This is a genomic window from Falsiroseomonas selenitidurans, assembly GCF_012103215.1.
Taxonomy (GTDB): Bacteria; Pseudomonadota; Alphaproteobacteria; order Acetobacterales; family Acetobacteraceae; genus Falsiroseomonas; species Falsiroseomonas selenitidurans.
On record NZ_JAAVNE010000025.1, the window covers coordinates 44,610 to 65,723 of the forward strand.

The 21,114-nt window shown below is 72.7% G+C and carries 27 protein-coding genes; 14 read left to right on the top strand and 13 right to left on the bottom strand.

What is annotated here, in order from left to right; translation table 11 throughout:
• From HEQ75_RS15815 to HEQ75_RS15825, 3 genes are all read right to left on the bottom strand, one after another.
• Entirely contained in the window at positions 1–1,191 is a 1,191-nt protein-coding gene (locus HEQ75_RS15815) for a GAF domain-containing sensor histidine kinase (protein ID WP_168032310.1), read from the bottom strand.
• A 115-nt stretch (positions 1,192–1,306) separates the two neighbouring features.
• Positions 1,307–1,831: a YdcF family protein gene (locus HEQ75_RS15820; protein WP_168032312.1), complete on the bottom strand. Its 525-nt coding sequence runs from the start codon at positions 1,829–1,831 to the stop codon at positions 1,307–1,309.
• A 1-nt stretch (position 1,832) separates the two neighbouring features.
• A complete protein-coding gene (locus HEQ75_RS15825) occupies positions 1,833–3,080 on the bottom strand; it encodes a class I SAM-dependent methyltransferase (RefSeq protein ID WP_168032314.1) in 1,248 nt (415 codons plus the stop codon).
• Positions 3,081–3,190: 110 nt separating this feature from the next.
• On the opposite strand from HEQ75_RS15825, the gene HEQ75_RS15830 reads away from it, so the two are divergent.
• The 3 genes from HEQ75_RS15830 (at position 3,191) to HEQ75_RS15840 (ending at position 6,155) form a co-directional block, all read left to right on the top strand.
• Positions 3,191–3,703, top strand: a complete 513-nt coding sequence (locus HEQ75_RS15830; RefSeq protein ID WP_168032316.1) for an invasion associated locus B family protein — start codon at positions 3,191–3,193, stop codon at positions 3,701–3,703.
• 92 nt (positions 3,704–3,795) lie between these two features.
• On the top strand, positions 3,796–4,938 hold the full coding sequence (gene rlmN / locus HEQ75_RS15835; protein ID WP_328734117.1) for a 23S rRNA (adenine(2503)-C(2))-methyltransferase RlmN: 1,143 nt from the start codon (positions 3,796–3,798) through the stop codon (positions 4,936–4,938).
• Between the two features lie 59 nt (positions 4,939–4,997).
• On the top strand, positions 4,998–6,155 hold the full coding sequence (locus HEQ75_RS15840) for an MFS transporter (RefSeq protein WP_168032320.1): 1,158 nt from the start codon (positions 4,998–5,000) through the stop codon (positions 6,153–6,155).
• Here HEQ75_RS15840 and HEQ75_RS15845 read toward each other — a convergent pair.
• A complete protein-coding gene (locus HEQ75_RS15845) occupies positions 6,139–6,909 on the bottom strand; it encodes a 2-oxo acid dehydrogenase subunit E2 (RefSeq protein ID WP_168032322.1) in 771 nt (256 codons plus the stop codon). The genes HEQ75_RS15840 and HEQ75_RS15845 overlap by 17 nt on opposite strands.
• A complete protein-coding gene (locus HEQ75_RS15850; RefSeq protein WP_235961743.1) occupies positions 6,906–7,874 on the bottom strand; it encodes an NAD(P)-dependent oxidoreductase in 969 nt (322 codons plus the stop codon). Before HEQ75_RS15850 ends, HEQ75_RS15845 begins: the two co-directional genes overlap by 4 nt.
• A gap of 76 nt (positions 7,875–7,950) precedes the next feature.
• Here HEQ75_RS15850 and HEQ75_RS15855 point away from each other — a divergent pair, with 76 nt between their 5' ends.
• A complete protein-coding gene (locus tag HEQ75_RS15855) occupies positions 7,951–8,805 on the top strand; it encodes an amidohydrolase family protein (protein WP_168032324.1) in 855 nt (284 codons plus the stop codon).
• Positions 8,806–8,966: 161 nt separating this feature from the next.
• Here the strand turns inward: HEQ75_RS15855 and HEQ75_RS15860 are convergent, their stop codons facing one another.
• The 8 genes from HEQ75_RS15860 to hslV form a co-directional block, all read right to left on the bottom strand.
• Positions 8,967–9,977 (bottom strand): HWE histidine kinase domain-containing protein, encoded by a 1,011-nt coding sequence (locus HEQ75_RS15860; RefSeq protein ID WP_168032326.1) that lies wholly within the window; start codon positions 9,975–9,977, stop codon positions 8,967–8,969.
• Between the two features lie 60 nt (positions 9,978–10,037).
• A complete protein-coding gene (locus HEQ75_RS15865; protein WP_168032328.1) occupies positions 10,038–10,361 on the bottom strand; it encodes a hypothetical protein in 324 nt (107 codons plus the stop codon).
• The gene (locus HEQ75_RS15870) at positions 10,358–11,050 is read right to left on the bottom strand and encodes an AzlC family ABC transporter permease (RefSeq protein WP_168032330.1); all 693 of its coding nucleotides are present in this window, start codon (positions 11,048–11,050) and stop codon (positions 10,358–10,360) included. The genes HEQ75_RS15865 and HEQ75_RS15870 overlap by 4 nt, the downstream gene beginning before the upstream one ends.
• A 158-nt stretch (positions 11,051–11,208) precedes the next feature.
• Positions 11,209–12,030, bottom strand: coding sequence for an EcsC family protein (locus HEQ75_RS15875; RefSeq protein WP_168032332.1), 822 nt, complete (start codon positions 12,028–12,030; stop codon positions 11,209–11,211).
• Between the two features lie 18 nt (positions 12,031–12,048).
• A complete protein-coding gene (locus HEQ75_RS15880) occupies positions 12,049–12,438 on the bottom strand; it encodes a type II toxin-antitoxin system death-on-curing family toxin (RefSeq protein ID WP_168032334.1) in 390 nt (129 codons plus the stop codon).
• Between the two features lie 13 nt (positions 12,439–12,451).
• Positions 12,452–12,676 carry an AbrB/MazE/SpoVT family DNA-binding domain-containing protein gene (locus tag HEQ75_RS15885; RefSeq protein WP_168032336.1) on the bottom strand — a complete coding sequence of 75 codons (225 nt, stop codon included), beginning with the start codon at positions 12,674–12,676 and terminating at the stop codon, positions 12,452–12,454.
• A gap of 85 nt (positions 12,677–12,761) precedes the next feature.
• Positions 12,762–14,078: an ATP-dependent protease ATPase subunit HslU gene (hslU, locus tag HEQ75_RS15890; RefSeq protein WP_328734105.1), complete on the bottom strand. Its 1,317-nt coding sequence runs from the start codon at positions 14,076–14,078 to the stop codon at positions 12,762–12,764.
• The gene (hslV, locus tag HEQ75_RS28300) at positions 14,075–14,638 is read right to left on the bottom strand and encodes an ATP-dependent protease subunit HslV (protein ID WP_235961745.1); all 564 of its coding nucleotides are present in this window, start codon (positions 14,636–14,638) and stop codon (positions 14,075–14,077) included. The genes hslU and hslV overlap by 4 nt, the downstream gene beginning before the upstream one ends.
• A 104-nt stretch (positions 14,639–14,742) precedes the next feature.
• Here hslV and hisB point away from each other — a divergent pair, with 104 nt between their 5' ends.
• From hisB to HEQ75_RS15940, 10 genes are all read left to right on the top strand, one after another.
• Positions 14,743–15,369, top strand: a complete 627-nt coding sequence (gene hisB / locus HEQ75_RS15895) for an imidazoleglycerol-phosphate dehydratase HisB (RefSeq protein ID WP_168032341.1) — start codon at positions 14,743–14,745, stop codon at positions 15,367–15,369.
• Between the two features lies 1 nt (position 15,370).
• Positions 15,371–15,772, top strand: coding sequence for a DUF2628 domain-containing protein (locus HEQ75_RS15900; protein WP_168032343.1), 402 nt, complete (start codon positions 15,371–15,373; stop codon positions 15,770–15,772).
• A complete protein-coding gene (hisH, locus tag HEQ75_RS15905) occupies positions 15,769–16,422 on the top strand; it encodes an imidazole glycerol phosphate synthase subunit HisH (protein ID WP_168032345.1) in 654 nt (217 codons plus the stop codon). Before HEQ75_RS15900 ends, hisH begins: the two co-directional genes overlap by 4 nt.
• A complete protein-coding gene (locus HEQ75_RS15910; RefSeq protein WP_168032347.1) occupies positions 16,419–17,000 on the top strand; it encodes a GNAT family N-acetyltransferase in 582 nt (193 codons plus the stop codon). The genes hisH and HEQ75_RS15910 overlap by 4 nt, the downstream gene beginning before the upstream one ends.
• 10 nt (positions 17,001–17,010) lie before the next feature.
• Positions 17,011–17,739: a 1-(5-phosphoribosyl)-5-[(5-phosphoribosylamino)methylideneamino]imidazole-4-carboxamide isomerase gene (gene hisA, locus HEQ75_RS15915; protein WP_168032349.1), complete on the top strand. Its 729-nt coding sequence runs from the start codon at positions 17,011–17,013 to the stop codon at positions 17,737–17,739.
• A gap of 107 nt (positions 17,740–17,846) precedes the next feature.
• Positions 17,847–18,068: a hypothetical protein gene (locus HEQ75_RS15920; RefSeq protein ID WP_168032351.1), complete on the top strand. Its 222-nt coding sequence runs from the start codon at positions 17,847–17,849 to the stop codon at positions 18,066–18,068.
• 111 nt (positions 18,069–18,179) lie between these two features.
• The gene (gene hisF, locus HEQ75_RS15925) at positions 18,180–18,950 is read left to right on the top strand and encodes an imidazole glycerol phosphate synthase subunit HisF (RefSeq protein ID WP_168032353.1); all 771 of its coding nucleotides are present in this window, start codon (positions 18,180–18,182) and stop codon (positions 18,948–18,950) included.
• Positions 18,950–19,606: a phosphoribosyl-ATP diphosphatase gene (locus HEQ75_RS29190; protein ID WP_168032354.1), complete on the top strand. Its 657-nt coding sequence runs from the start codon at positions 18,950–18,952 to the stop codon at positions 19,604–19,606. The genes hisF and HEQ75_RS29190 overlap by 1 nt, the downstream gene beginning before the upstream one ends.
• Before the next feature lie 188 nt (positions 19,607–19,794).
• On the top strand, positions 19,795–20,181 hold the full coding sequence (locus HEQ75_RS15935) for a histidine triad nucleotide-binding protein (RefSeq protein WP_168032355.1): 387 nt from the start codon (positions 19,795–19,797) through the stop codon (positions 20,179–20,181).
• A gap of 2 nt (positions 20,182–20,183) precedes the next feature.
• The gene (locus HEQ75_RS15940) at positions 20,184–21,068 is read left to right on the top strand and encodes a SirB1 family protein (RefSeq protein ID WP_328734111.1); all 885 of its coding nucleotides are present in this window, start codon (positions 20,184–20,186) and stop codon (positions 21,066–21,068) included.
• Positions 21,069–21,114 lie beyond the last annotated feature (46 nt).

Below are 21,114 nucleotides of genomic sequence, written 5' to 3' on the forward strand. Positions count from 1 at the left end.
CTACGCCCGGCCCGGCGCCGCGCAGGGCATCTCGAAGGTGAAGCAGGTGGCGGCGGCGTCGGAGGTGACGCGGAGCGTGCCGCCATGGGCGCGGGCGATCTCCGCCGCGATATACAGGCCCAGCCCCAGCCCCTGCTGGTCCGGCCGCAGCGCCCCGCGGAAATAGGGCTGGAACAGCCGCTCCCTCGCCACTGGCGGGATGGGCGGGCCGCCATTGCAGACCTGCAGCCGGAAGCGCCCCTCCTGCGTCACCGCCTCCAGGCGGATCGGCTCGTCTACCGCGCCATGCGTCACCGCATTCGCCAGCAGGTTGGAACAGAGCTGCGCCATCCGCGCCACGTCGCATGCCACCGGCTGCGCCAGTGCCAGATGTGCCGTCACCGGCCGATCCGGCCAGGAGGCGGCCACCTCGTCCAGCACCTGGCGCAGCCCGGATTCCAGCCGGTCGCCCTGGTCGCGGCGCAGCGCCATCGCCTCCCCCACCTGGCCGCGGGCCAGGTCCATCATGTCGCTGACCAGCCCGGCCATGCGGCGCACGCTGCGCCGGGCGATGCGCAGCACCTCCTGCCGCCGTTCCTCCGAGGCCGGGCGGTCCAGCGTGCGCAGGCAGGCATCGATGGAGGCCAGCGGGTTGCGCAGGTCATGCCCCAGCACGGCGGTGAATTGTTCGCGCAGATGCGCCTCGCGGCGTTCCTCGGCCAGCGCCGCCTCGCTGACCAGCACCTTCTCCTGCGCCGCGATGTGCAGGCCGATCATTTCCGCGAACAGCCGGAACATGCCGGTGATGGCCGGCGTGTTCAGCGGCCGCGGCGAAGGGTCGATGGCACAGAGCGTGCCGAAGAAGCGGCCGTCCGGCAGGCAGATGGGGTGGGAGATGTAGCTGCGGAAGCCGTAGCGCACCGGCGTGGGGTGGCCGCGCCAGGATTGGTCGGCGGCGATGTCGTCGATCACCACCGGGGCGCGGTGCTGGCGAATCTCGTGGCAGATGGTGCTGTCCGCCGGCAGTTCCCCGCCCGGCTCCAGGCCGAAGCCGATCAGGTCCAGCACCTGGCAGGCCACCCATCGATCCTCCGTCACCCGCGCCACCGCGGCGAAGCCCATGCCGGTGGTGCTGCGCAGGATGTCGAGGATGCTCGGCACCGCCGCGATCCGGGCGACGAGACCGAGGTCGGTCAGCTGGGGGTCGCGCATCAACGGGCAGGATCCATCACCGGGGCAGGATAGACCCCGGTGCGTTGGCGCGTCCCACCCGGCGGTGGAATAAGCCCCCGAGCACAGGAACTTGACCGCGCAGGCCGCCGTTCCGTCAGATCCGCCGGCGCAGCCTGGCCCAGAGCATCAGCGCGGCGTCGTAGGGCAGGGCCGGGATCTCCCGCAGCCGCCACTGCCATTGCCGCGGCTGTCCGGTCTCGGTCGGGCCGGCCGGGGGCGGCACGGCGCGGGCGGGGCAGCCGGCCAGACGGAACAGCAGCAGGCTGCGCGGCAGGTGGTAGCGGTGCGTCGCCACCCTCACTTCCCCCGCATGGCCGATGCCGCGCAGCAAGGCCACGCAGGCCAGCACGGAGGAGAGGGTATCGGTGCCCCTGGGCTCCTGCAGGATGCGCTCATGCGGCACGCCGGCCGCCGCCAGGATGGCCGCCATCGCCACGCATTCGGCCGGCGGATGGCGGCCGATGGCGCCGGTCGGCACATAGCGGGCGGGGGGCATCTGCCGCTCCCCCCAGGCGCGGGCCGCCTGCACCCGGGCCCGCAGCGCCGGGCTGGGCGAGCCATCCGGCCGCACCGCGGCGCCGAGGATCACCACCGCCGCCGGCGCGCCGCCCCCCTGCATCTCAGGGGGCCGCCAGCAGCAGCCGGTTCATCCGCTGCATGGCGGCGGCCAGCGCCGTGCGGTCGCGCGCCGCCTGTTCGGCGCTGGCGCCACCGGCGATGACGGCGGCGGTGATCTCGCCCCAGCTCTTCCGACCGTCGATCCGCGCCAGGAAGGCGGCGGCCAGGCGCGGCAGGGGCACCGGCACGCGCAGCCCGTCGAAGGTGACGGTCAGCACCCCGTCCGGGCGCAGCCCGCGCGCCAGCGTCGGCCCGTCCAGCTCGCGCAGCACGGGGATGGCGGCGTCGTCAGCCCAGTCCGCCACCGGCGCCGGGTCCGCGGCGCGGGTCAGGTAGGCGATATGGATGCCCATATTGCCGCAGATCGCCTCCGCCAGGGCGGCGCGGGCGATGGGGTCCAGCCCGGCGGTGCGGGCGCGCAGCCGGGGGTCCGCCAGGTAGCTGTCCGGGTCGTAGCGCAGCGGCTCCACCAGGCAGGCGATGCGCAGGCCGGCGCCGGCCACCAGCGCGGCCAGTTGCGGCACGCTGAAGGCGCGGTCGCGCGGGTTCAGCAGCAGGTCGTACAGCCCGGCATCGCCGCCCTTGATGTGGTCGTCGATCCAGGGGTTCTTGCGCAGCCAGGCGGTCTCCGGCGTCTGCTTCCACAGCCGCTTGGCGATCTCAACCCGGTCCGCCGGCGCATCGCCCGCCGGCGCCAGCAGCCGCAGCGCGTCCTGCAGCATGTAGACGCCGGTGCGGCCATGCGGGGCATAGACCATGATGCCCATGCCGCCCCCCGGCGCCAGCACGGAAGCCAGCGCCGCCAGCCCCTCCGCCGGGTCCGGCAGGTGGTGCAGCACGCCGCAGCAGTCGATATAGTCGAAGGGGCCGAGGCCGGAGCCCGGCAGATCCAGCAGCGAGCCGTCCTCGAAGGCGATGTTGTCCAGCCCGCGCGCCGCCGCCCGCGCCTGCGCCACCCGCCTGGCCGCCGCCGAGCGGTCCAGCCAGGTGACCCGCCCCGGCCGGCCGAGGCTCGCCATCTGCTGCGCCAGCATGATGGTGCCATCGCCCGACCCGCCGCCGGCCATCAGCGCGCGCAGCGGCTGCGCGGCCGGGCGGGCGGCGCCGAACACCCAGTGGTCCACCTCGCGCAGATGCGAGGGGCTGCCGACCACCAGGCGCTTCGCCTCGTCCCTCGGGTCCCGGCGCGGATAGGGGAACGCCTCGTATTGGGCGGCGAGCTGGGCGTCGGTGGGGTCGCGCGGGGTCATCGGGGGCGTCCATAGAGCAAGCGCGGGGGCGGCGGAAACAGATGCGTGAAATTCCGCACCCCGCACGCAGGCGGTTGCCCCTGCAACGGGGCCGCCGTATCTAACGCGCCATGGTCCGCATCGCCCTTCCCCTTCTCGCCGCACTGGTCCTTCCCTTTGCCGCCGAGGCACAGCCGCGCGCCCAGCCGCAGCGGCTGGGCGCGCACCAGTCCTGGACCGCGGCGACGCACCAGGAAGGCGGCCAGAAGATCTGCTACGCCTTCGCCCGCTCCGGCGATGGCGAGAATGCGGCGCGCCGCAACGTGATGCTGACGGTGACGCACCGCCCCGCCGGGCGCGACCAGGTGGCGGTTTCCGTCGGCCAGGCGCTGCCGCGGGGCGCGGAAGCGGTGATGACCGTCACCTCCTCCGGCGGCAACAATGATTTCCGCAGCTATGGCGTGGTCGGCGCCTCCGCCTTCTTCCAGGGCGGCACCACGCTGATCGACGCCTTCCGGGCCGGGCGGGACGCGATGGTGCGGACGCCGGGCGCGGGCGGGCGGCCGGTGACGGACACCTTCTCCCTCATCGGCTTCACCGCGGCGTATGAGGCGATCTCCCGCGAATGCCCGGCCAGGCGGTGAGCCAGGCAGGGCCAGGGGCCGGGACCGAGACTGGGACGGGACAGCAGGACGGGACGGACGCGGTCGATCTCAGCGCGGCCGAGCGCAGCCGGATCCTCGCCAAATCCGCGATCTTCGCCCCGCCCGCCGCCACCCTGCCCGATGGCCGCCGCGACCTGGTCGGCCTGACGCGGGAGGAACTGGCCGCCGAGATGGTCGCGATCGGGGAAAAGCCCTTCCGCGCCAAGCAGCTCTGGCACTGGATCTACCACCAGGGCGTCACCGAATTCACCCGCATGCCCTCCATCGCCAAGCCGATGCAGGCCCGGCTGGCAGAGCGTTTCGTGGTGGGGCGGCCGGAAGCCACGACGGTGCAGACCAGCACCGACGGCACCCGCAAATTCCTGTTCCGCTACCGCGACGGGCAGCAGGTGGAGACGGTCTACATCCCCTCGCTGGATGAGGATCGCGGCGCCGTCTGCCTCTCCACCCAGGTCGGCTGCACCCTGTCCTGCAGATTCTGCCACACCGGCACACAGAAACTCGTGAGAAACCTGGGCGCGGCCGAGATCGTCGGCCAGTTCATGGCGGCGCGGGACAGCTATGGCGAATGGCCGAGCCCGAAGGACGGCACGGCGCGGCACCTGTCCAACATCGTCGTGATGGGCATGGGCGAGCCGCTCTACAATTATGAGAATACCGCCAAGGCGATGCGCATCGTCATGGACAATGAGGGCATCGCGCTGTCCCGCCGCCGCATCACGCTCTCCACCTCCGGCGTCGTGCCGATGATGGACCGCTGCGGTGCGGAGCTGAACGTGAACCTCGCCGTGTCCCTGCACGCGGTGACCAATGATCTGCGCGACCAGATCGTGCCGCTGAACCGCAAATACCCGATCGAGGAGCTGATGGCCGCCTGCCGGCGCTATCCGGGGGCCTCCAACGCGCGGCGCATCACCTTCGAATACGTCATGCTGCGCGGCGTGAATGACAGCCCGGCGGAGGCGCATGAGCTGGTGCGGCTGCTGAAGGGCCTGCCCGCCAAGGTGAACCTGATCCCGTTCAACCCCTGGCCCGGCAGCCCCTACAAGACCAGCACCGGGGAAGCCGTGCGCGCCTTCGCCGAGATCGTCGAGGCCGCCGGCTACTCCAGCCCGGTCCGCCGCCCGCGTGGTCGCGACATCGCCGCCGCCTGCGGCCAGCTGAAGACGGACAGCGAACGGACGCCGCGCGCCCGCAAGGCCGAAGCGGCGTGAGCGGCCCGCCCGGGAGCGGCGACGCACCCGGTTCCGAGCCCCTGGTCCCCGCCTTCCGCATGGACCCGCCGGTCTGGCTGATGGCGCTGGCCGCCTTCAGCATCGGCTGCGGCATGCGCATGCTGGACCCGCTGCTGCCGATGCTGGCGCGGGAATTCGGCGTCGGCCTGGGCGCGGTCGCCCCGCTGATCGGCGGCTTCGCCCTGGCCTATGGCATCGGCCAGCTGGTCATGGGACCGCTCGGCGACCGCTTCGGCAAGATGCGGATCGTCGCCATCTCCATGGGCTGCTTCGCCGCGACGCAGCTGGCGGCCTCCCAGGCCGGGGATCTCGGCATGCTGCTGACGGTGCGGGTGCTGGCGGGGCTGGCCTGCGCGGCGGTGATGCCGCTGTTCATGGCGCATATCGGCGACAGCGTGCCCTACGACCAGCGCCAGGCGATGATCGGCAAGCTGCTGACCGGCATGGTGGCCTCCCAGCTTCTGGCGGCGCCGCTGTCCGGCATCATCGCGGAGACCGCGGGCTGGCGCACCGCCTTCCTCGGGCTGGGGCTGATGGCGGCGGGGATGACGGCGTTCTTCATTGTCCGGCTGGGCCCGGGGCTGTGGCAGGCGCCGGCCGGTGGCGGGCGGACCATGGGGCTGTCGGGGTTCCTCCGCATCCTGGAACGCAAGGCGGGGCGGCGGCTGCTGCTGGCCGCCGGGCTGGACGGCTTCCTGCTGTTCGGCGGCGCCTTCCCCTTCCTGGCCAGCCTGCTGATCCAGCGCTTCGGGCTGGGCGCGGCGGAGGCCGGGCTGGTGGTGGCCAGCTTCGCGCTCGGCTCCTTCGCCTATACCCAGAAGGCGGGCTGGCTGGCGGCCCGGCTGGGGGAGCGGCGGATGGTGCTGTGGGGCGGTGCCGGCCTGGCGCTGGCCCTGTCCGTCTTCGCCCTGGCGCCGGCCTGGTGGATGGTGGCGGTGGCGCAATGCAGCGTCGGCCTGCTGTTCTTCATGCTGCATGGCGTGCTGCAGGCCCGCGCGACAGAGGCGCTGCCGGAGGCCCGCGGCACCGCGGTGGCCGCCTTCGCCATGGCGCTGTTCCTGGGCCAGAGCCTGGGCTCGGTGGTGTTCGGCAGCGTGATCGTCGCCGCCGGCTACACCGTGGCCTTCCTGCTGGCCGGCGCCGGGGTGCTGGCGATGGCGGTCTGGATCCGCGCCGGGCTCATGCGGCCGGCATGAGGCGCGGCGTCGCCGCCAGCGCCGCCAGTTCATCCGCCACCAGGCTCTCCATCGCCGCCTCCAGCCCCTCCAGCGCCGCCGCGCCATCGGCGCCGTCCATCACCCGGTGGTCGAAGGACAGGAACACCGCCACCCCGCCATCGGCGTCGATCGGGCCATAGGACAGGAAGCAGGGCAGCACCGAGACGCTGTCCACGATCGCCGCTTCCCGCCGCCCGAGGGCGGAGATGGCGAAGGTGCCGCCATAGCGCAGCAGCGGTGCGGCCGTGGCCAGGGCGAAGCGCAGCATCAGCCGGCGCAGCGGCCAGGGCAGGCGGGCGAAGCGCAGCAGCCGGTGGAAGGACCGGCTGGCGCCGGGCGGCGCCGTCTTCGCATGGTGCAGCTGCTGCGCCAGCACCGGAATGGGCGTGGCATGGGGTTCCGTGAAGCGGGCCAGCGCCAGCGTCGCCACGCCCTGGTGCAGCCGTTCCAGCACCACGCAGCCCACCGCATGGGGGGCTTCCAGCAGCCGCGGCGAGGGCAGGGTGGCGTGCAGGCGGCGCAGCGAGGGCTGGTCCTCCGCCACCAGGGCAAAGGCCTTGGTGAACAGCACGGTCCAGGGCGGCCGCGGCGCCGGCAGCGCGGTGCGGCCGGCCAGGGCGCGCGGGATGCGCAGCCGGGCGGTCAGGGTGCAGCGCGGCACGCGCAGGGAGGCCCAGGACAGGTCGGCGATGGTCTGCCGCCCGGGCGAGGGCCGAATGCGCCGCAGCGTCACGCAGCCCCCTGCCAGTGCCGGCGCAGCCGCAGCGCCGCGTCCGGGTTCACCGCGCCGGGCGGCATCTCGCCGCGGGCCAGGGCGGCCACCTGGCGCACCGTGTCCATCGCCTGGTGTTCCGCCGCTTCCGGCGTCAACCCGCCGATATGCGGCGTGGCGACCACGTTCGGCCGTGCCGCCAGCGCCGGGTCCGGCCGCTGGTCCGGCGCGCTGCCCACATCCATGGCCGCGCCGCGCAGCCGGCCGCTGTCCAGCGCGGCGGCCAGGGCGGCTTCGTCCACCAGCTCGCCGCGCGACAGGTTGACCAGCAAGGCGCCGGGCTTCAGGGCGGCGAAGGCGGTCGTGCCCACGATGTGCCGCGTCTCCGGCGTGGAGACCGCCAGCGGCACCAGGAAATCCGCCTCCGCCAGCAGCCGGTCCAGGCTGGCGGCGGTGACGCCCGGCTGGTCCGGCGGGTTGTAGGGGTCGTGCACGAGGATGTGCATGCGGAAGGCCTGGGCCAGCTCCGCCAGCCGCCTTGCGATTCGGCCCCAGCCGATCAGCCCCAGCGTCTTGCCCGACAATTGCGTGCCCATGCGCGAGCCGGGCGGGCTGCCGGCATGATAGGCGCCGGCCAGCGGCGAGACGCCGCGCGCCAGGTCGATCATCATGCCGATGGCGAGTTCCGCGACGCTGTCCACGAAGCCGGGCGTTGCCTGCGTCACCAGCACCCCGGCGGCGGAGGCGGCCGGCACGTCGATGGTGGAGATGTCGACCGCCACCCGCAGGAAGGCCAGCAGGCCGGACGCGGCCGCGAAGGTCTCCGCCGTGCCGGGGGTGGCGCGGTCGGCCACGATGCAGTGGCAGCCGGCGGCGGCCGCGGCCAGGGCGGCGCCGGACAGCGGCAGGGCGCCCTCATGCAGCGTCACCTCCGCCACCTGGCGCAGGGCGGCGAGCGGCGTCTCGGCATAGTAGCCGCCACGCATTTCCGGCGTGTGTGTGAGGAAAACCCGTAGCACGGTGTCTCGCTTCCCTTGGTTCTTGGCCTCTATCATACGCGCCATGCATCCCCAGACGGAAATCCCCTTCACCGCCGGCACGGCACCCCCCCTTCTGGCGGTCCCGCCAGGGGCGGTCGATTGCCATCACCATGTCTATGACGGCGACTGGCCGGTGGCGCCGGGCGCGCGGCCGCATGGCACCGCCACGCTGGCCGAGCACGGGCTGCTGCTGGCGCGCCTTGGCGTGCAGCGGCATGTGCTGGTGCAGCCTTCCACCTATGGCGTCGACAACCGCCTGCACCTGGCGGCGCTGGAGCGGGCCGGGCCGGCGCGGGCGCGGATGGTGGCGGTGGTGCGGCCGGATGCGCCGCTGGCGGCGCTGCGGGCCATGGCGCAGGCCGGCGTGGTGGGGGCGCGGGCCAACCTGGTGCAGGGCGTGCCGTTGACGCCGGCCGATGTCGCGCCGCTGGCCGGGCGGATGGCGGAGCTCGGCTGGCACCTGCAGATCTTCGCCTCGGCGGAGACCATCGCGGCGCTGGCCGGGGTGCTGCGGGCCGCACCCTGCCCCATCGTTTTCGACCATTTCGCCCAGCTTCCCCTGGCCGACTGGGCCTTGCACCCCGCCTGGGCGGTGGTGACGGAGCTTCTGGAAGCCGGGCGCGGCTGGGTGAAGCTGTCCTCCCCCTACAGCCTGGACCAGGCGGACCCGGCCCGCGTCGGGCCGCTGGCGCGGGCGCTGGTGGCGGCGGCGCCGGCGCAGATGCTGTGGGGCACCAACTGGCCGCACCCGAACGCCCAGGCCATCCCGGACGATGCGGCGCTGCTGGACCTGCTGGCCGGTTGGGCGCCGGACGAAGCGCAGCGCCGCGCCATCCTGGTGGACAATCCGGCCCGGCTCTACGGCTTCGGTGCCTGAGGGCAAGATCCTGGTGATCGTGAAGGATCACCGCCTCAATCGCCGTCGCCGGCATCCGCCGGCCTGGCTGCGCGCCAACGGGCGCGGCCGCCATTCGCCCGCCTGCCCGCCCGCGGCGGGCGCGGATTCACCTCACAGGGACAGGGCCTGAATCCGGCAGGTCACGGCGCCCAGCGCGCCAGCGGGATCCGCACCCGGGCTTCCAGGCCGGCGGCCGCCCAGTCCAGCACCAGCGTGCCGCCCAGCCGGCGGATCTGCGACTGCACCACCGCCATGCCGGTGCCGCGGCGCAATGGCGGGCCGGCCAGAGGCGGCCCGCCCTGTTCCGCCCAATGCAGCGCCACCTGCCCGTCCGCCGCCCGCGCGGCGATCCGCACGCAGCCCTGCGGGTTGCGGAAGGCGCCGTGCTTGGCGGCGTTGGTGGCGAGCTCGTGCAGCAGCATCGCCACCGGCTGGACCGCGGCCGGCGCCAGGTCCGGCACCCGGTCCAGCGCCAGGCAAAGGTGGTCCGCATAGGCGGCCAGCTCCGACCCGATCAGGGCCGCCAGCGGCGTCGGCCCCTGGCCGGCCTGGTCCAGCAGGCTGTGGGTGCGGGCCAGGGAGAGGATGCGTGCCTCCAGCCGGTGGCGGTAATCCGGCAGGTCATCCGCCTGGGTCAGGCGCACCAGGGATTGCACCACGGACAGGGTGTTGTTGGCGCGATGATTGACCTCCCGCGCCAGCAGGGCCTGGCGCTCCTCCGCCTCCACCGCCTCGGTCACGTCGCGCAGCATGCCGACGATGTGGGTGCGGGCGCCGGGCGGGCCGAACATGCGGCCGAGGAATTCGATGCAGCGGATCGCGCGATCGGTCTGGCGGATGATGCGCACGCGCTCGCAATAGGTGTCGCGGCCCCGCTCGCCGCGCAGATCGGCCTCGAAGGTGGCGCGGGCGGCGGCCTTGTCGTCCGGGTGGTAGCACTCCCAGAAGGGGGTGCGGTCCACCGGCATGCGGGGCGGCGGTGGCAGGCCGAACATGGTGAAGGCGTTGGGGCTGATCTCCGCCAGGCCCGTCGTCAGGTCGGTCTCGAAGAAGGCGATGCCGAAATTCTCCATCGCCAGCCGGCCGCGTTCCCGCCCGGCATGGGATCCGAAGTCCAGGCCGATCCTCGCGCCGGGGCCCCGCCGCACCATGCCTTCGGCACCTTCTGCGTCGCCGCCTGCATCCTGGGCATAATCGGAGCCCACGCGCCATCAACCCGTGGCGAGCCGCGCGAGCAGCAGCGTCGCCAGCCCGCCCAGCATCGCCGGCAGCAGCCGGGAGCCGAAGGCCCGCCAGGCCAGCGCGCCGCCGGCCAAGCCGGCCAGGCGCGCCGCCAGCGGCACCGTCGCCAGCAGCCCGGACGGCGCGGCAATGGCCAGGGTGACGAAGGCTGCCAGCGTGGCGACGGAGACGGTCGAGGCCCAGGCAATGGCCGGGTGGTCCGGCCGCAGCGCGCCGCCCAGCAGCAGCCCGGCGCCGCGCAGCAGCAGGCCGACCAGCACCGTCAGGCCCAGGGCGAGGTCTGCCTGGGTCATCGCGGCCGCCCCGGCCAGTGCCTTCGCAGCAGGAAGGCGAGCGTGCCGCCCAGCAGCCCGGCCGCCGGCAGCCCCCAGGCGCCGCCGATCCCCCAGGCCAGCGGCGCCGCCAGCACACCGGCGATCAGCGCGGGCGCAACGCCGGGCCTGCCCGCATCGGCGGCCAGCAGCAGGGCGAAATACAGCGGGTTGGCGAACAGCAGCGCCGCCCGGAACGCCACCGGCAGCGCCGGCGCCGCCAGATGCCCGGCCGCGGTGGCCGCCATCGCGACGCACCAGGAGGCCAGGGCGAAGCCCAGGAACCAGGGCAGGCGCCTGGCGTCCGGCAAGGCGGGCATGGCGCGCATGCCGGCGGCCCAGGGGGTGATGGCGATGAAGGGCAGGGCCAGCCAGCGCAGCCGCCGCCGGCCGAGCAGCGGGGCGATGGCCACCGCCATGGGCAGGAAGCGCGCATTGGCCGCCGTTGCCGCGATGGTGGCCGGCAGGGCGGCGCCGCCCGTCGCGGTCACCTGCAGCAGCACGAGCTGCCCGGCCATGCCATAGACCGCGCCCGTGCAGGCCAGCGCCCAGCCCAGCGCCAGCCCGGCTTCCGCCACCGCGGCGCCGAAGGCCAGGAAGGTGGCACCCATGGCCAGCGCCGGCGCCCCCAGCGCCTGGCCTGCTCCCCGAATGGCGGCGCTTGATGGCATGCGGCACAGAGTGGCGCGGCGCCGGAGTCCTGTCAGCCCAGGCGTCGCCTGGAAACCGCGCCCGCCGAAGGCGGACGAGCGGACGGATGGCCGCCGCGCCTGGTGGGCGGATGCCGGCGTCTGCGGCGGTGATCGGCCGCGATCACCGCGACCTGGTCTCAGCCCGTGAAGCGGGCGTCGCGCAGCCGGGCGAGATCCTCATAGGCCGCCCTCACCGCCACCGCGCCATGCCGGCGTTCCAGGCGGCGGACGGTGAAATGGCCCTCCGCGACACCGCGGAAATGCTCCAGAAAGGCGATGTTCACCGCGGCGCCGGCCGCTGCGCCGATCACCGGCGCGGCCTGCGCCGACAGCTTCAGTGCCACCGGCCCGCCGAAGCGGCCGGCGATGGTGCCGAGGAAGCCGGGCAGCAGGCCGCCCACCAGCCCCTTGGTGGTGACGCCCTTCAGCGCCTCCGCCAGGGCCAGCCGCACGGCGAAATAGCCGGATTCCGCGGCGTCGTCGCGCGTGTCGCGGCCACCGATGGCGAAGACCTTCAGGCATTCTGCGGCAATCAGCGGGTCGCCCAGCGCCTCCCCATTCGCTTCCGCCACCGCGGCGATCTGGCGCAGCAGCAGGGTGGTGGAGACCGGCAGTTCCATCAGCGTGCCGGGCAGGCCGAAGGCGCCGCCCGCGGCCCCGGCCGCGGCCGCCAGCCCGCGGTGGAACCAGGCCGCCGGCAGCGGGGTGGGGTTGGCCGAGGGCTGCGCGCGCAGCGCCGCCTGCATGGCCGAGGACAGCGCCCGCTTCACCGCGCCATCCAGCATCGCCTGCGCCGGCCCGGGCAGCCGGTTCTTCAGCGCCTCGATCGGCGTGCCGATGGCGGCCGAGAAGCGCGCGGCGAGCGACACATCCTCAAGCTGCGCCACGGCGCGGGCCAGTTCGGCGCGGGCGGCCTCGGGCAGGATGTCGGGCGGGGGCGGGGCGATGGTGAGGGACATGGCAGGAGATATGGGGTGTCAGGGGCGCGCTTGGGTATGGGCCCGCAGCCAGAGGGCGAATTCACTTTCGGACATTTCCCCTGTTGCGACTGACAACATGGTGAGGACGCAGTTTGCGTCGTCGGCGGTGAGGTCGAGACCGTTCAGCCCGAGGAAGGTCTCGACCGCCACAAAGGCCGTGCGCTTGTTGCCATCGATGAAGGGATGGTTGCGGGCGATGCCGCAACCCCGCGCCGCAGCCAGGGCGGGAAGGTCTGCAGCTTCATAGCTTGCCAGGTTCAATGGTCGGGCAAGCGCGCTCTCGAGCAGGCCGCGGTCCCGCATGCCTTCGCCGCCGCCATGTTCGGAAATCTGTTCTTCATGGATGGCCAGGGCGACATCCAAGGCGATCCAGGTGATGTCGGCCATCACCTGAACGCCATCACTTGGCGAGTTCGCGCAACACCGCACGCCGGCGGCGCATCACCGCCCGGGCTTCTTCCATCTGCCTTTCGAACTCCGGATCGGCACGCTTCAAGCGAATGCCGTCCGGGCTGTCCACCATGTGCAGCGTGTCGCCCTCCCGAAGGTCGAGCTTCGAGAGCACGTCCTTCGGCAGGACGACGCCGACCGAATTGCCGATCGCCCGCAGCTTGAGGGTTGCCATGCATGCCTCCATCGTTCGCCAGTAGAGTTGGCGTGTCAACAGAAGTTATAACCGTTGGATTTTCCAACGTCCATGGCATTTGGCCCTACAGGATGAACTTCGACAGATCCGCATTCCCCGCCAGCGGCCCCACCCGGCTGCGCACCAGCTCGGCATCCACCGAAATACTCTCCCCGCCCCGGTCGGAGGCGGTGAAGGAGATCTCGTCCAGCAGCCGTTCCATCACCGTCGCCAGACGCCGTGCGCCAATGTTTTCCACCGTCGCATTGATCTCGGCGGCGAGGTCCGCGATCGCGTCCGTCGCGCCCTCGGTGATGTCGAGCGTGACACCCTCCGTCCCCAGCAGCGCGATATACTGCTTCACCAGCGAATGCTCGGGCTCGGTCAGGATCCGCCGGAAATCCTCGCGCGTCAGGGCGGAGAGTTCCACGCGGATCGGCAGGCGGCCCTGCAATTCGGGCAGCAGGTCGCTGGGCTTGGCCTGGTGGAAGGCGCCGGAGGTGATGAACAGGATGTGGTCGGTCTTCACCGGCCCATGCTTGGTGGTGACGGTCGTGCCCTCGATCAGCGGCAGCAGGTCCCGCTGCACGCCCTCGCGGGAGACGTCGCCGCCGCGCACGCCGCCCTCGCCGGTGCGGGCGCAGACCTTGTCGATCTCGTCGATGAAGACGATGCCGTTGTTCTCGGCATTGGCGATCGCCTCGCGGTTCAGCGCCTCCTGGTCCAGCAGCTTGTCGGCCTCGTCCTTCACCAGGTGCTGGCGGGCCTCGGCCACCTGCATCCGGCGCGGCTTGGTGCGGCCGCCGAACATCTTGCCCAGCATCTCCTGCATGTTGCCCATCTGCGGCGGCATGCCGGGCATGTCCATCATGCCGATGGGGGCGGCCTGCTCCGCCACCTGCACCTCGATCTCCCGCGTCTCCAGGCTGCCGTCGCGCAGCATGCGGCGGAACTTCTGGCGGGTTTCGCCGGCGGCACCCTCGCCCACCAGGGCGCTGACCAGCCTTTCCTCCGCATTCAGCTCGGCCTTCGCCTGCACCGCCTTGCGGGAGTTTTCCCGGGTTTGCGTGATCGAAACCTCGATCAGATCCCGGATGATGCTTTCGACGTCGCGGCCGACATAGCCGACCTCGGTGAACTTCGTGGCCTCCACCTTCAGGAAGGGGGCGTTGGCCAGGCGCGCCAGGCGGCGGGCGATCTCGGTCTTGCCGCAGCCGGTCGGGCCGATCATCAGGATGTTCTTCGGCACCACCTCCTCCCGCAAGCCGCTGGGAAGCTGCTGGCGCCGCCAGCGGTTGCGCAGCGCGATGGCGACCGCGCGCTTGGCGTCCTTCTGGCCGACGATGTGGCGGTCCAGCTCCGAGACGATCTCCCGGGGGGACAGGTTTACCGTTTCCGTCACGATTCGATCACTTCGAGCACGATGTTGCCATTGGTGTAGACGCAGATGCCGGCCGCGATCGCCATGGACCGCCGCGCGATCTCCTCGGCCGACAGCCCGTCCACCGGCAGCAGCGCCCGCGCCGCGGCCAGGGCGAAATTGCCGCCGGAGCCGATGCCGATGATGGCGTCCTCCGGTTCCAGCACATCGCCCTGGCCGGTCAGCAGCAGGCTGCGCTTGCCGTCGGCCACCGCCAGCAGCGCCTCCAGCCGCCGCAGGTAGCGGTCCGTGCGCCAATCCTTGGCAAGCTCGACGCAGGCGCGTTCCAGCTGGTCCGGGAAGCGTTCCAGCTTGGCTTCCAGCCGTTCCAGCAGGGTGAAGGCATCGGCCGTGGCGCCGGCGAAGCCGGCCAGGACACGGCCCTGGGCGATGCGGCGGACCTTGCGGGCATTGCCCTTGACGACGGTCTGGCCAAGCGAGACCTGGCCATCGCCGGCCATGGCAACCCGGCCATCCTTGCGGACGCAGAGGATGGTTGTGCCGTGCCAGCCGAGGGGATCGTGGGGAGTGGGGGATATCATGGTGACCGCGCATGTGGCACCGCGACCCGCCTGCGACAACACTCGCCCCGTGGCGCGGCCGATCCCCCTCGCCAACCGGCGCCCCGCGGCGTAAACCGGCGCCCATGGACGGGCAACTCAACCAGAACGGGAATATCGCGCGGCGCGCCACCATCGCCCGCGCCACCTCGGAAACCGATATCCGCCTGACGCTGGACCTGGATGGGTCCGGCCGAGCGGAGGTGGCGACCGGGGTCGGCTTCTTCGACCACATGCTGACCGCGCTCGCCCGCCATTCCCTGATGGACCTGGCGGCGGCGGCGAAGGGCGACCTGCATATCGACGACCACCACACGGTGGAGGATGTGGGCATCGTGCTCGGCCAGGCGCTGCGCCAGGCGCTGGGCGACAAGCGCGGGATCCGGCGCTACGGCCAAAGCCTGCTGCCGATGGACGAGGCGCTGGCGGAGGCCGCACTCGACATCTCCGGCCGCCCCTTCCTGGCCTGGGACGTCGCCTTCCAGCGCCCCAAGATCGGCAGCTTCGACACCGAGCTGGTGGAGGAATTCTTCCGCGCCTTCGCCTTCAATGCCGGCATCACCCTGCATGTGACGTTGAAAGCCGGCACCAACGCGCACCATGTTGCCGAAGCGTGCTTCAAGGCCGTCGCCCGCGCGCTGCGGATGGCGGTGGAGATGGACCCGCGGACTGCCGGGGTCATCCCGTCCACCAAAGGCTCTCTGGAGGGCTGAGATGCGGCTCTTCACCGTCCATGCCGAACCGCCCCCGCCCAGCGGGGGGCCGGAAGGGTGGCCCGAACCCAAGGCCCGCCCGCCGGTCCTGGTGCGCGAGGGCTTTGCCCTGGCCGCCTTCCTGCTGGGCGTCCTCTGGCTGCTGTGGCACCGCCTGTGGTGGGAGGCGCTGGGCTTCCTGGCGCTGACCCTGGCCATCGCCCTGCTGCTGCCGGACCCCCTCGATGGCGCGGCGCTGCTGGCGCTGCATCTCCTGGCGGGCTTCGAGGCGCGGGACCGGCTGCGCGCCCGGCTTGCCCGCCAGGGACGGCCGCTGGCAGGGGTGGTGGCGGCACCGGATGAGGAAATCGCCTGGTTCCGCCTGGTGCAGCAGCGGCCCGACCTGGTGCGGGCGGCGCCATGAAGATCGCCATCGTTGATCCCGGCTCGGGCAACCTCGCCTCCGTGCTGCGGGCGCTGGAACGGGTGGTGGCCGAATCCGGCCGGCCGGCGGAGGTCGCCGTGACCACCGAGGCCGCCGATGTGCGGGCGGCGGACCGTATCGTGCTGCCCGGTCAGGGCGCCTTCGCCGCCTGCCGCCGCGGCCTGGATGCCCTGCCCGGCATGGTAGCCGCACTGCAATCTTCGGTGATCGATTCGAAGAAGCCCTTCCTCGGCATCTGCGTCGGCATGCAGCTGATGGCGCAGCGCGGGCTGGAGCATGGCGTGACGCCGGGCCTCGGCTGGATCGAGGGCGAGATCGCGCCGATGGACCCGCGCGATGCCGCCGGCGCCGCCCTGCCGCTGCCGCAGATGGGCTGGAACGGGCTGGACCTGGCGCAGCCGACGCATCCGCTGCTGGCGGGGATCGAGCCCGGGCAGCACGCCTATTTCGTGCATTCCTATGCCCTGGCCGATGGCCGGGCGGGCCAGCTTCTGGCCAGCACCGACTATGGTGGCGCCGTGGCCGCCATCGTCGGGCGGGACAATGTGGCCGGCACCCAGTTCCATGTGGAGAAAAGCAGCCGCGTCGGGCTGCGCATCCTGGCGAATTTCCTGGCCTGGACGCCATGAGCACGCTGCGCGCCGGCACCCACGACATGGGGGTGGAACTCATCACCGCCATTTCGCCGCACGACCTGGCCGAACTGTGCGAGGCGACGAACGCGGCGATCATCGATGGCGGCGGCTTCGGCTGGGTGCAGAGCCAGGACCGCGCCGCGCTGGCGCGGCATTTCCGCGGCGTGCTGCTGGTGCCGGACCGGACGCTGTTCATCGCGCGCCTCGACGGCATCGTGGTGGGCAGCGCCCAGCTGGTGCGCCCGCCGCGCAACAACGAGGCGCAGGCCTTCGCCGCGCAGGTCACCCACGCCTACATCGCCCCCTATGCGCGCGGCTTCGGTCTGGCGCGGCAGTTGATCCGCCGGGTGGAGGAACACGCCGCCGGCATCGGCCTGCGCGTGCTGAACCTCGACGTGCGGGAGACGCAGGAAAGCGCCATCGCGCTGTTCGAGGGGCTTGGCTACATCCGCTGGGGCACCCACCCCGCCTATGCAAGGGTGGACGGCCGCACCGTGGCCGGGCACTTCTACCACAAGCTGCTGGAGCCGGGCCGGGGCCGCAGCACGGACAGCCTGATCGGCCTGCGCTGAGGATTCTCCCATGGGTTTCACGCTGTATCCGGCCATCGACCTGAAGGCCGGGCAGGTGGTGCGCCTCAAGCGCGGCGACATGGCGCAGGCCACCCTCTACAACGCCGACCCGGCGGCGCAGGCGGTGGATTTCGCCGCCGCCGGCTTCGCCTGGGTGCATGTGGTGGATCTGGACGGTGCCTTCGCCGGCAGGCCGGCCAATGTGGCCGCGGTGCAGGCCATCATCGCCGCGGTGCCGGGGCTTTCGGTGCAGCTCGGCGGCGGCATCCGGGACATGGCGACCGCCGAGGCCTGGCTGGCGGCCGGCGTCACCCGCATCATCCTCGGCTCGGCGGCGGTGAAGGACCCGGATTTCGCCCGCGCCGCCTGCCGCGCCTTTCCGGGGCGCGTGGCACTCGGCATCGATGCGCGGGACGGCTTCGTGGCCACGGAAGGCTGGGCGGAGACCAGCGGCACCACCGCGGTGGGGCTGGCCCGTGCCTTCGCCGACAGCGGCGCGGCCGCCATCATCTACACCGACATCGCCCGCGACGGCATGCTGACGGGCGTGAACCTGGCGGCGACGGCCGAACTGGCGCGCGCCGTGCCGATCCCGGTCATCGCCTCGGGCGGCGTGGCGTCCATCGAGGACATCGTGGCGCTGCAGGCGGAAGGCGTGGTGGCCGGTGCCATCCTGGGCCGCGCGCTTTATGACGGCCGGGTGGACCCGGCGGCGGCGCTGGCGCTGGCCGCCGGCTAGAGCCGTTTCACCGCAGGCGAAGACGGTGAAGCGGCTCCAGCTCATTGTTTCGACGCATTTTCCGAGTCGCCTTGCGAAGCCGCAAGGCTTGAAAATGCCCTAGCCCCGTGCTGGCGACGGCGCTGGAACTGGCCTGGGCGGCCTGCGCCGTGCTGGCCGCCTGGCTCGGCATCCGCATCGCCCTGCTGCTGCTGCGGCGCAAGGGGCGCCTGCCCGGCGCCACCGGCCCTGGCACCCTGCTGCACCTCCGCGACGTGCAGGGGATGCTCGGCTTCGGCCTGGCCGCCTGGGTGCTGGCGCAACTGCTGCACCGCATCAACATGGCTTGACCGCGGCGCCCCCACGCCTCAATCACCGTCTCCGCGCCGCCGCCGCCGCTGGTGGGCGTGGCAAGCGACATGTCGGGATCTTGTCCCCCGTCCCCCTCCGGAGTGCTGCCGGTGCTGGCCCTGCGTGTGATTCCCTGCCTGGACGTGAAGGATGGCCGCGTCGTCAAGGGCGTGAATTTCCTCGAACTGCGCGATGCCGGGGACCCGGTGGAACAGGCCCGGCTCTATGACCGGGAAGGCGCGGACGAGGTCACCTTCCTGGATATCGGCGCCAGCCATGAGGGGCGGGACACCATCCTCGATGTCGTCGCCCGCACCGCGGCGCAGGTGTTCATCCCGCTGACGGTCGGCGGCGGCGTGCGCAGCGTGGAGGATATGCGGCGCCTGCTGCTGGCCGGCGCGGACAAGATCTCGGTCAATTCCTCGGCGGTTGCCGACCCGGCGCTGGTGACCCGCGGCGCGGAGGCCTTCGGCAGCCAGGCCATCGTCGTCGCCGTCGATGCGCGGGGCGATGGCAAGGGGGGGTGGGAGGTCTTCACCCATGGCGGCCGCCGCGGCACCGGCATCGACGCGATCGACTGGTGCCGGCAGGCCGAGGCGCGCGGCGCCGGGGAGATCCTGCTGACCTCGATGGACCGGGACGGCACAAGGGCGGGCTTCGACCTGGCGCTGCTGCGCGCGGTACGGGCGGCGGTGCGGCTGCCGCTCGTCGCCTCCGGCGGGGTGGGGGAGGCGTCGCATTTCGTCGACGGCGCCCGCGCCGGCGCCACCGGGTTGCTGGCGGCAAGCGTGTTTCATTATGGACAGATGCGGATCGCGGAGGCCAAGGCGGCGCTGGATGGCGCCGGCCTGCCGGTGCGACCGATGGCGGAGGCAGGCTGATGGCGAAGACGGTGAAGCAGGGGCCGGCCGGCGCCGCCAAGGCCAAGGCGGCCAAGCCGAAGCTCCCCAAGGCCAAGCTGCCGAAGCCGAAGCTCAAACTGTCCAAGGCGGCCGAGGCGAAGCGGTCGAAGCCGGCCGAGGCCAAGCCGCCGAAGCCGGCCAAGGCACAGCGCAAATCCGCCAAGGTCGCCGCTGCCCTGCCGCTTCCCGCCACCCTGCCGGCGCCCGAAATGCTGCGCGCCCCGCGCGCGCTGAGCGCCGGCGCCAGCGCCCTGCAGCCCTATGCGGTGGACGGTGCGGAAGCCACCGTCCTTGACACGCTGTGGCAGACGGTGGAGTCGCGGCGCCAGGCCGGCGACACCGCCACTTCCCACTCCGCCCGCCTGCTGTCGCGCGGCACGCCCAAGGTGGCGCAGAAGCTGGGCGAGGAGGCGGTGGAATGCGTCATCGAGGCGACGCTGGGCAACCGCCAGGCGACGGTGCTGGAAAGCGCCGACCTGCTGTATCACCTGGTGGTGGTCTGGGTGGATGCCGGCATCGCGCCCGCCGAGGTCTGGGCCGAACTCGCCCGCCGCCAGGGCATCTCCGGCATTGCGGAAAAGGCGGCGCGGCCGAAGGCGCTGGTGCGGGCGGCGAACACCAGCAAGCTGCCCTGAGCGTTCCTGGGCGAAGGCGCGAAAGCGCCGCCATCGCGGGAACGATCCGAGCGCCATCGACGGGCATTCCTGCGCCGGCCCGCTTGCCTCCCCCATGCCGAGGCGGCCGGTGGCCGCGCGCGGCGCTTGCGCCAGCGGCCCGGCCTCGCCAGAAACGGGAGCCTGACCGAGCCTCGGGAGCCAGATGGATGCGCGTGACCGGCCTGCCCCCCTACGACCCGCAGAACATCTTCGCCCGCATCCTGCGCGGCGAGATCCCGGCCAAGGCGGTGCATGAGGACGCCTTCGCCCTGGCCTTCCACGACATCAACCCGCAGGCCCCGGTGCATGTGCTGGTGATCCCGAAGGGCGCCTATGTCAGCCAGGCGGATTTCGCCGCCCATGCCTCCGATGCCGAGATCGCCGGCTTCTGGCGCGCCGTCGGCCATGTCGCCCGCACCCTGGGCCTGGAGGCGACGGGCTATCGCATCCTGTCGAACATGGGCGAGGATGCGGGGCAGGAGGTGCCGCATTTCCATGTCCACATCTTCGGCGGAAGGCGGCTGGGCCACATGCTGCCGCGCACGGCCGGCTGACCGTGGCTGAGGCCGGCGCAGGCGATCCGGGCCAGGAGGCGCCGCCGCCGGGCGTGGCGGAGGCGCGGGCGGCGCTGGCCGCGATCGGCAGCCTGCCCGATGCGGAGATCGACATCGCCGCCGCAGCGCTGCAGTTGGCCCGCATCGACGCGCCGGAACTCGACTGGCGCCAGGGGGCGGAGCACCTGACCAGCCTGGCACGGGACGCGGTTCAGGCCGCCGCCGCCGACCGCCGGGCCGATGCCGGCGATGCGGAACGGCGCCGCGCGGTGCTGGCGGAGGTGCTGCAGGGCCGCTTCGGCTATGGCGGCGACGGCGAGACCTATGAGGACCTGGCAAACGCCAACCTGCTGCGCGTGATGCTGCGCCGGCGCGGCCTGCCCGTGGCGCTGGGCATCCTGTGGCTGCACGCGGCGGAGGCCGCGGGGTGGGAGGCGCATGGGGTGGATTTCCCCGGCCATTTCCTGCTGGCCCTGGCCGGGCGCGGCAAGGTGGTGGTGGATGTCTTCGCCGGCGGCAAGGCGCTGGATGCGCGGGAGCTGCGCGCCACCCTGAAGCGCTTCGCCGGCGAACAGGCGGAGCTTGGCCCCGCCGCCCTGGCGCCGATGGACAAGCGCGCGGTGCTGCTCCGCCTGCAGAACAACATCAAGGTGCGCCGGCTGCGCGATGGCGACCTGCCCGGCGCCGTGGCCTGCACCGAGGACATGCTGCGGATCGCCCCCGAGGCCGCGCCGCTGTGGCGCGAGGCCGGGCTGATGCACCAGCGGCTGGACCGCATCGGCGCCGCCATCGCCGCGCTCGAGACCTTCCTGCGCCTGGTGCCGGAAGGCCTGCAGGCCATGCGGGTGCGCGGGCTGCTGGAGGAGCTGCGCCAGCGCCTCAACTGAGACCCGGCGCATGACGGATTCACCGTCCTGCCCCTCCGACGCCGGG

Coding starts and splice junctions, on each gene's coding strand:
- HEQ75_RS15815 (WP_168032310.1), bottom strand. CDS start 1,191: ATGCGCGACCCCCAGCTGACCGACCTCGGTCTCGTCGCCCGGATCGCG.
- HEQ75_RS15820 (WP_168032312.1), bottom strand. CDS start 1,831: ATGCAGGGGGGCGGCGCGCCGGCGGCGGTGGTGATCCTCGGCGCCGCG.
- HEQ75_RS15825 (WP_168032314.1), bottom strand. CDS start 3,080: ATGACCCCGCGCGACCCCACCGACGCCCAGCTCGCCGCCCAATACGAG.
- HEQ75_RS15830 (WP_168032316.1), top strand. CDS start 3,191: ATGGTCCGCATCGCCCTTCCCCTTCTCGCCGCACTGGTCCTTCCCTTT.
- HEQ75_RS15840 (WP_168032320.1), top strand. CDS start 4,998: ATGGACCCGCCGGTCTGGCTGATGGCGCTGGCCGCCTTCAGCATCGGC.
- HEQ75_RS15850 (WP_235961743.1), bottom strand. CDS start 7,874: ATGCGTGGCGGCTACTATGCCGAGACGCCGCTCGCCGCCCTGCGCCAG.
- HEQ75_RS15855 (WP_168032324.1), top strand. CDS start 7,951: ATGCATCCCCAGACGGAAATCCCCTTCACCGCCGGCACGGCACCCCCC.
- HEQ75_RS15860 (WP_168032326.1), bottom strand. CDS start 9,977: ATGGTGCGGCGGGGCCCCGGCGCGAGGATCGGCCTGGACTTCGGATCC.
- HEQ75_RS15865 (WP_168032328.1), bottom strand. CDS start 10,361: ATGACCCAGGCAGACCTCGCCCTGGGCCTGACGGTGCTGGTCGGCCTG.
- HEQ75_RS15870 (WP_168032330.1), bottom strand. CDS start 11,050: ATGCCATCAAGCGCCGCCATTCGGGGAGCAGGCCAGGCGCTGGGGGCG.
- HEQ75_RS15875 (WP_168032332.1), bottom strand. CDS start 12,030: ATGTCCCTCACCATCGCCCCGCCCCCGCCCGACATCCTGCCCGAGGCC.
- HEQ75_RS15880 (WP_168032334.1), bottom strand. CDS start 12,438: ATGGCCGACATCACCTGGATCGCCTTGGATGTCGCCCTGGCCATCCAT.
- HEQ75_RS15885 (WP_168032336.1), bottom strand. CDS start 12,676: ATGGCAACCCTCAAGCTGCGGGCGATCGGCAATTCGGTCGGCGTCGTC.
- hslV (WP_235961745.1), bottom strand. CDS start 14,638: ATGATATCCCCCACTCCCCACGATCCCCTCGGCTGGCACGGCACAACC.
- hisB (WP_168032341.1), top strand. CDS start 14,743: ATGGACGGGCAACTCAACCAGAACGGGAATATCGCGCGGCGCGCCACC.
- HEQ75_RS15900 (WP_168032343.1), top strand. CDS start 15,371: ATGCGGCTCTTCACCGTCCATGCCGAACCGCCCCCGCCCAGCGGGGGG.
- hisH (WP_168032345.1), top strand. CDS start 15,769: ATGAAGATCGCCATCGTTGATCCCGGCTCGGGCAACCTCGCCTCCGTG.
- HEQ75_RS15910 (WP_168032347.1), top strand. CDS start 16,419: ATGAGCACGCTGCGCGCCGGCACCCACGACATGGGGGTGGAACTCATC.
- hisA (WP_168032349.1), top strand. CDS start 17,011: ATGGGTTTCACGCTGTATCCGGCCATCGACCTGAAGGCCGGGCAGGTG.
- HEQ75_RS29190 (WP_168032354.1), top strand. CDS start 18,950: ATGGCGAAGACGGTGAAGCAGGGGCCGGCCGGCGCCGCCAAGGCCAAG.
- HEQ75_RS15935 (WP_168032355.1), top strand. CDS start 19,795: ATGCGCGTGACCGGCCTGCCCCCCTACGACCCGCAGAACATCTTCGCC.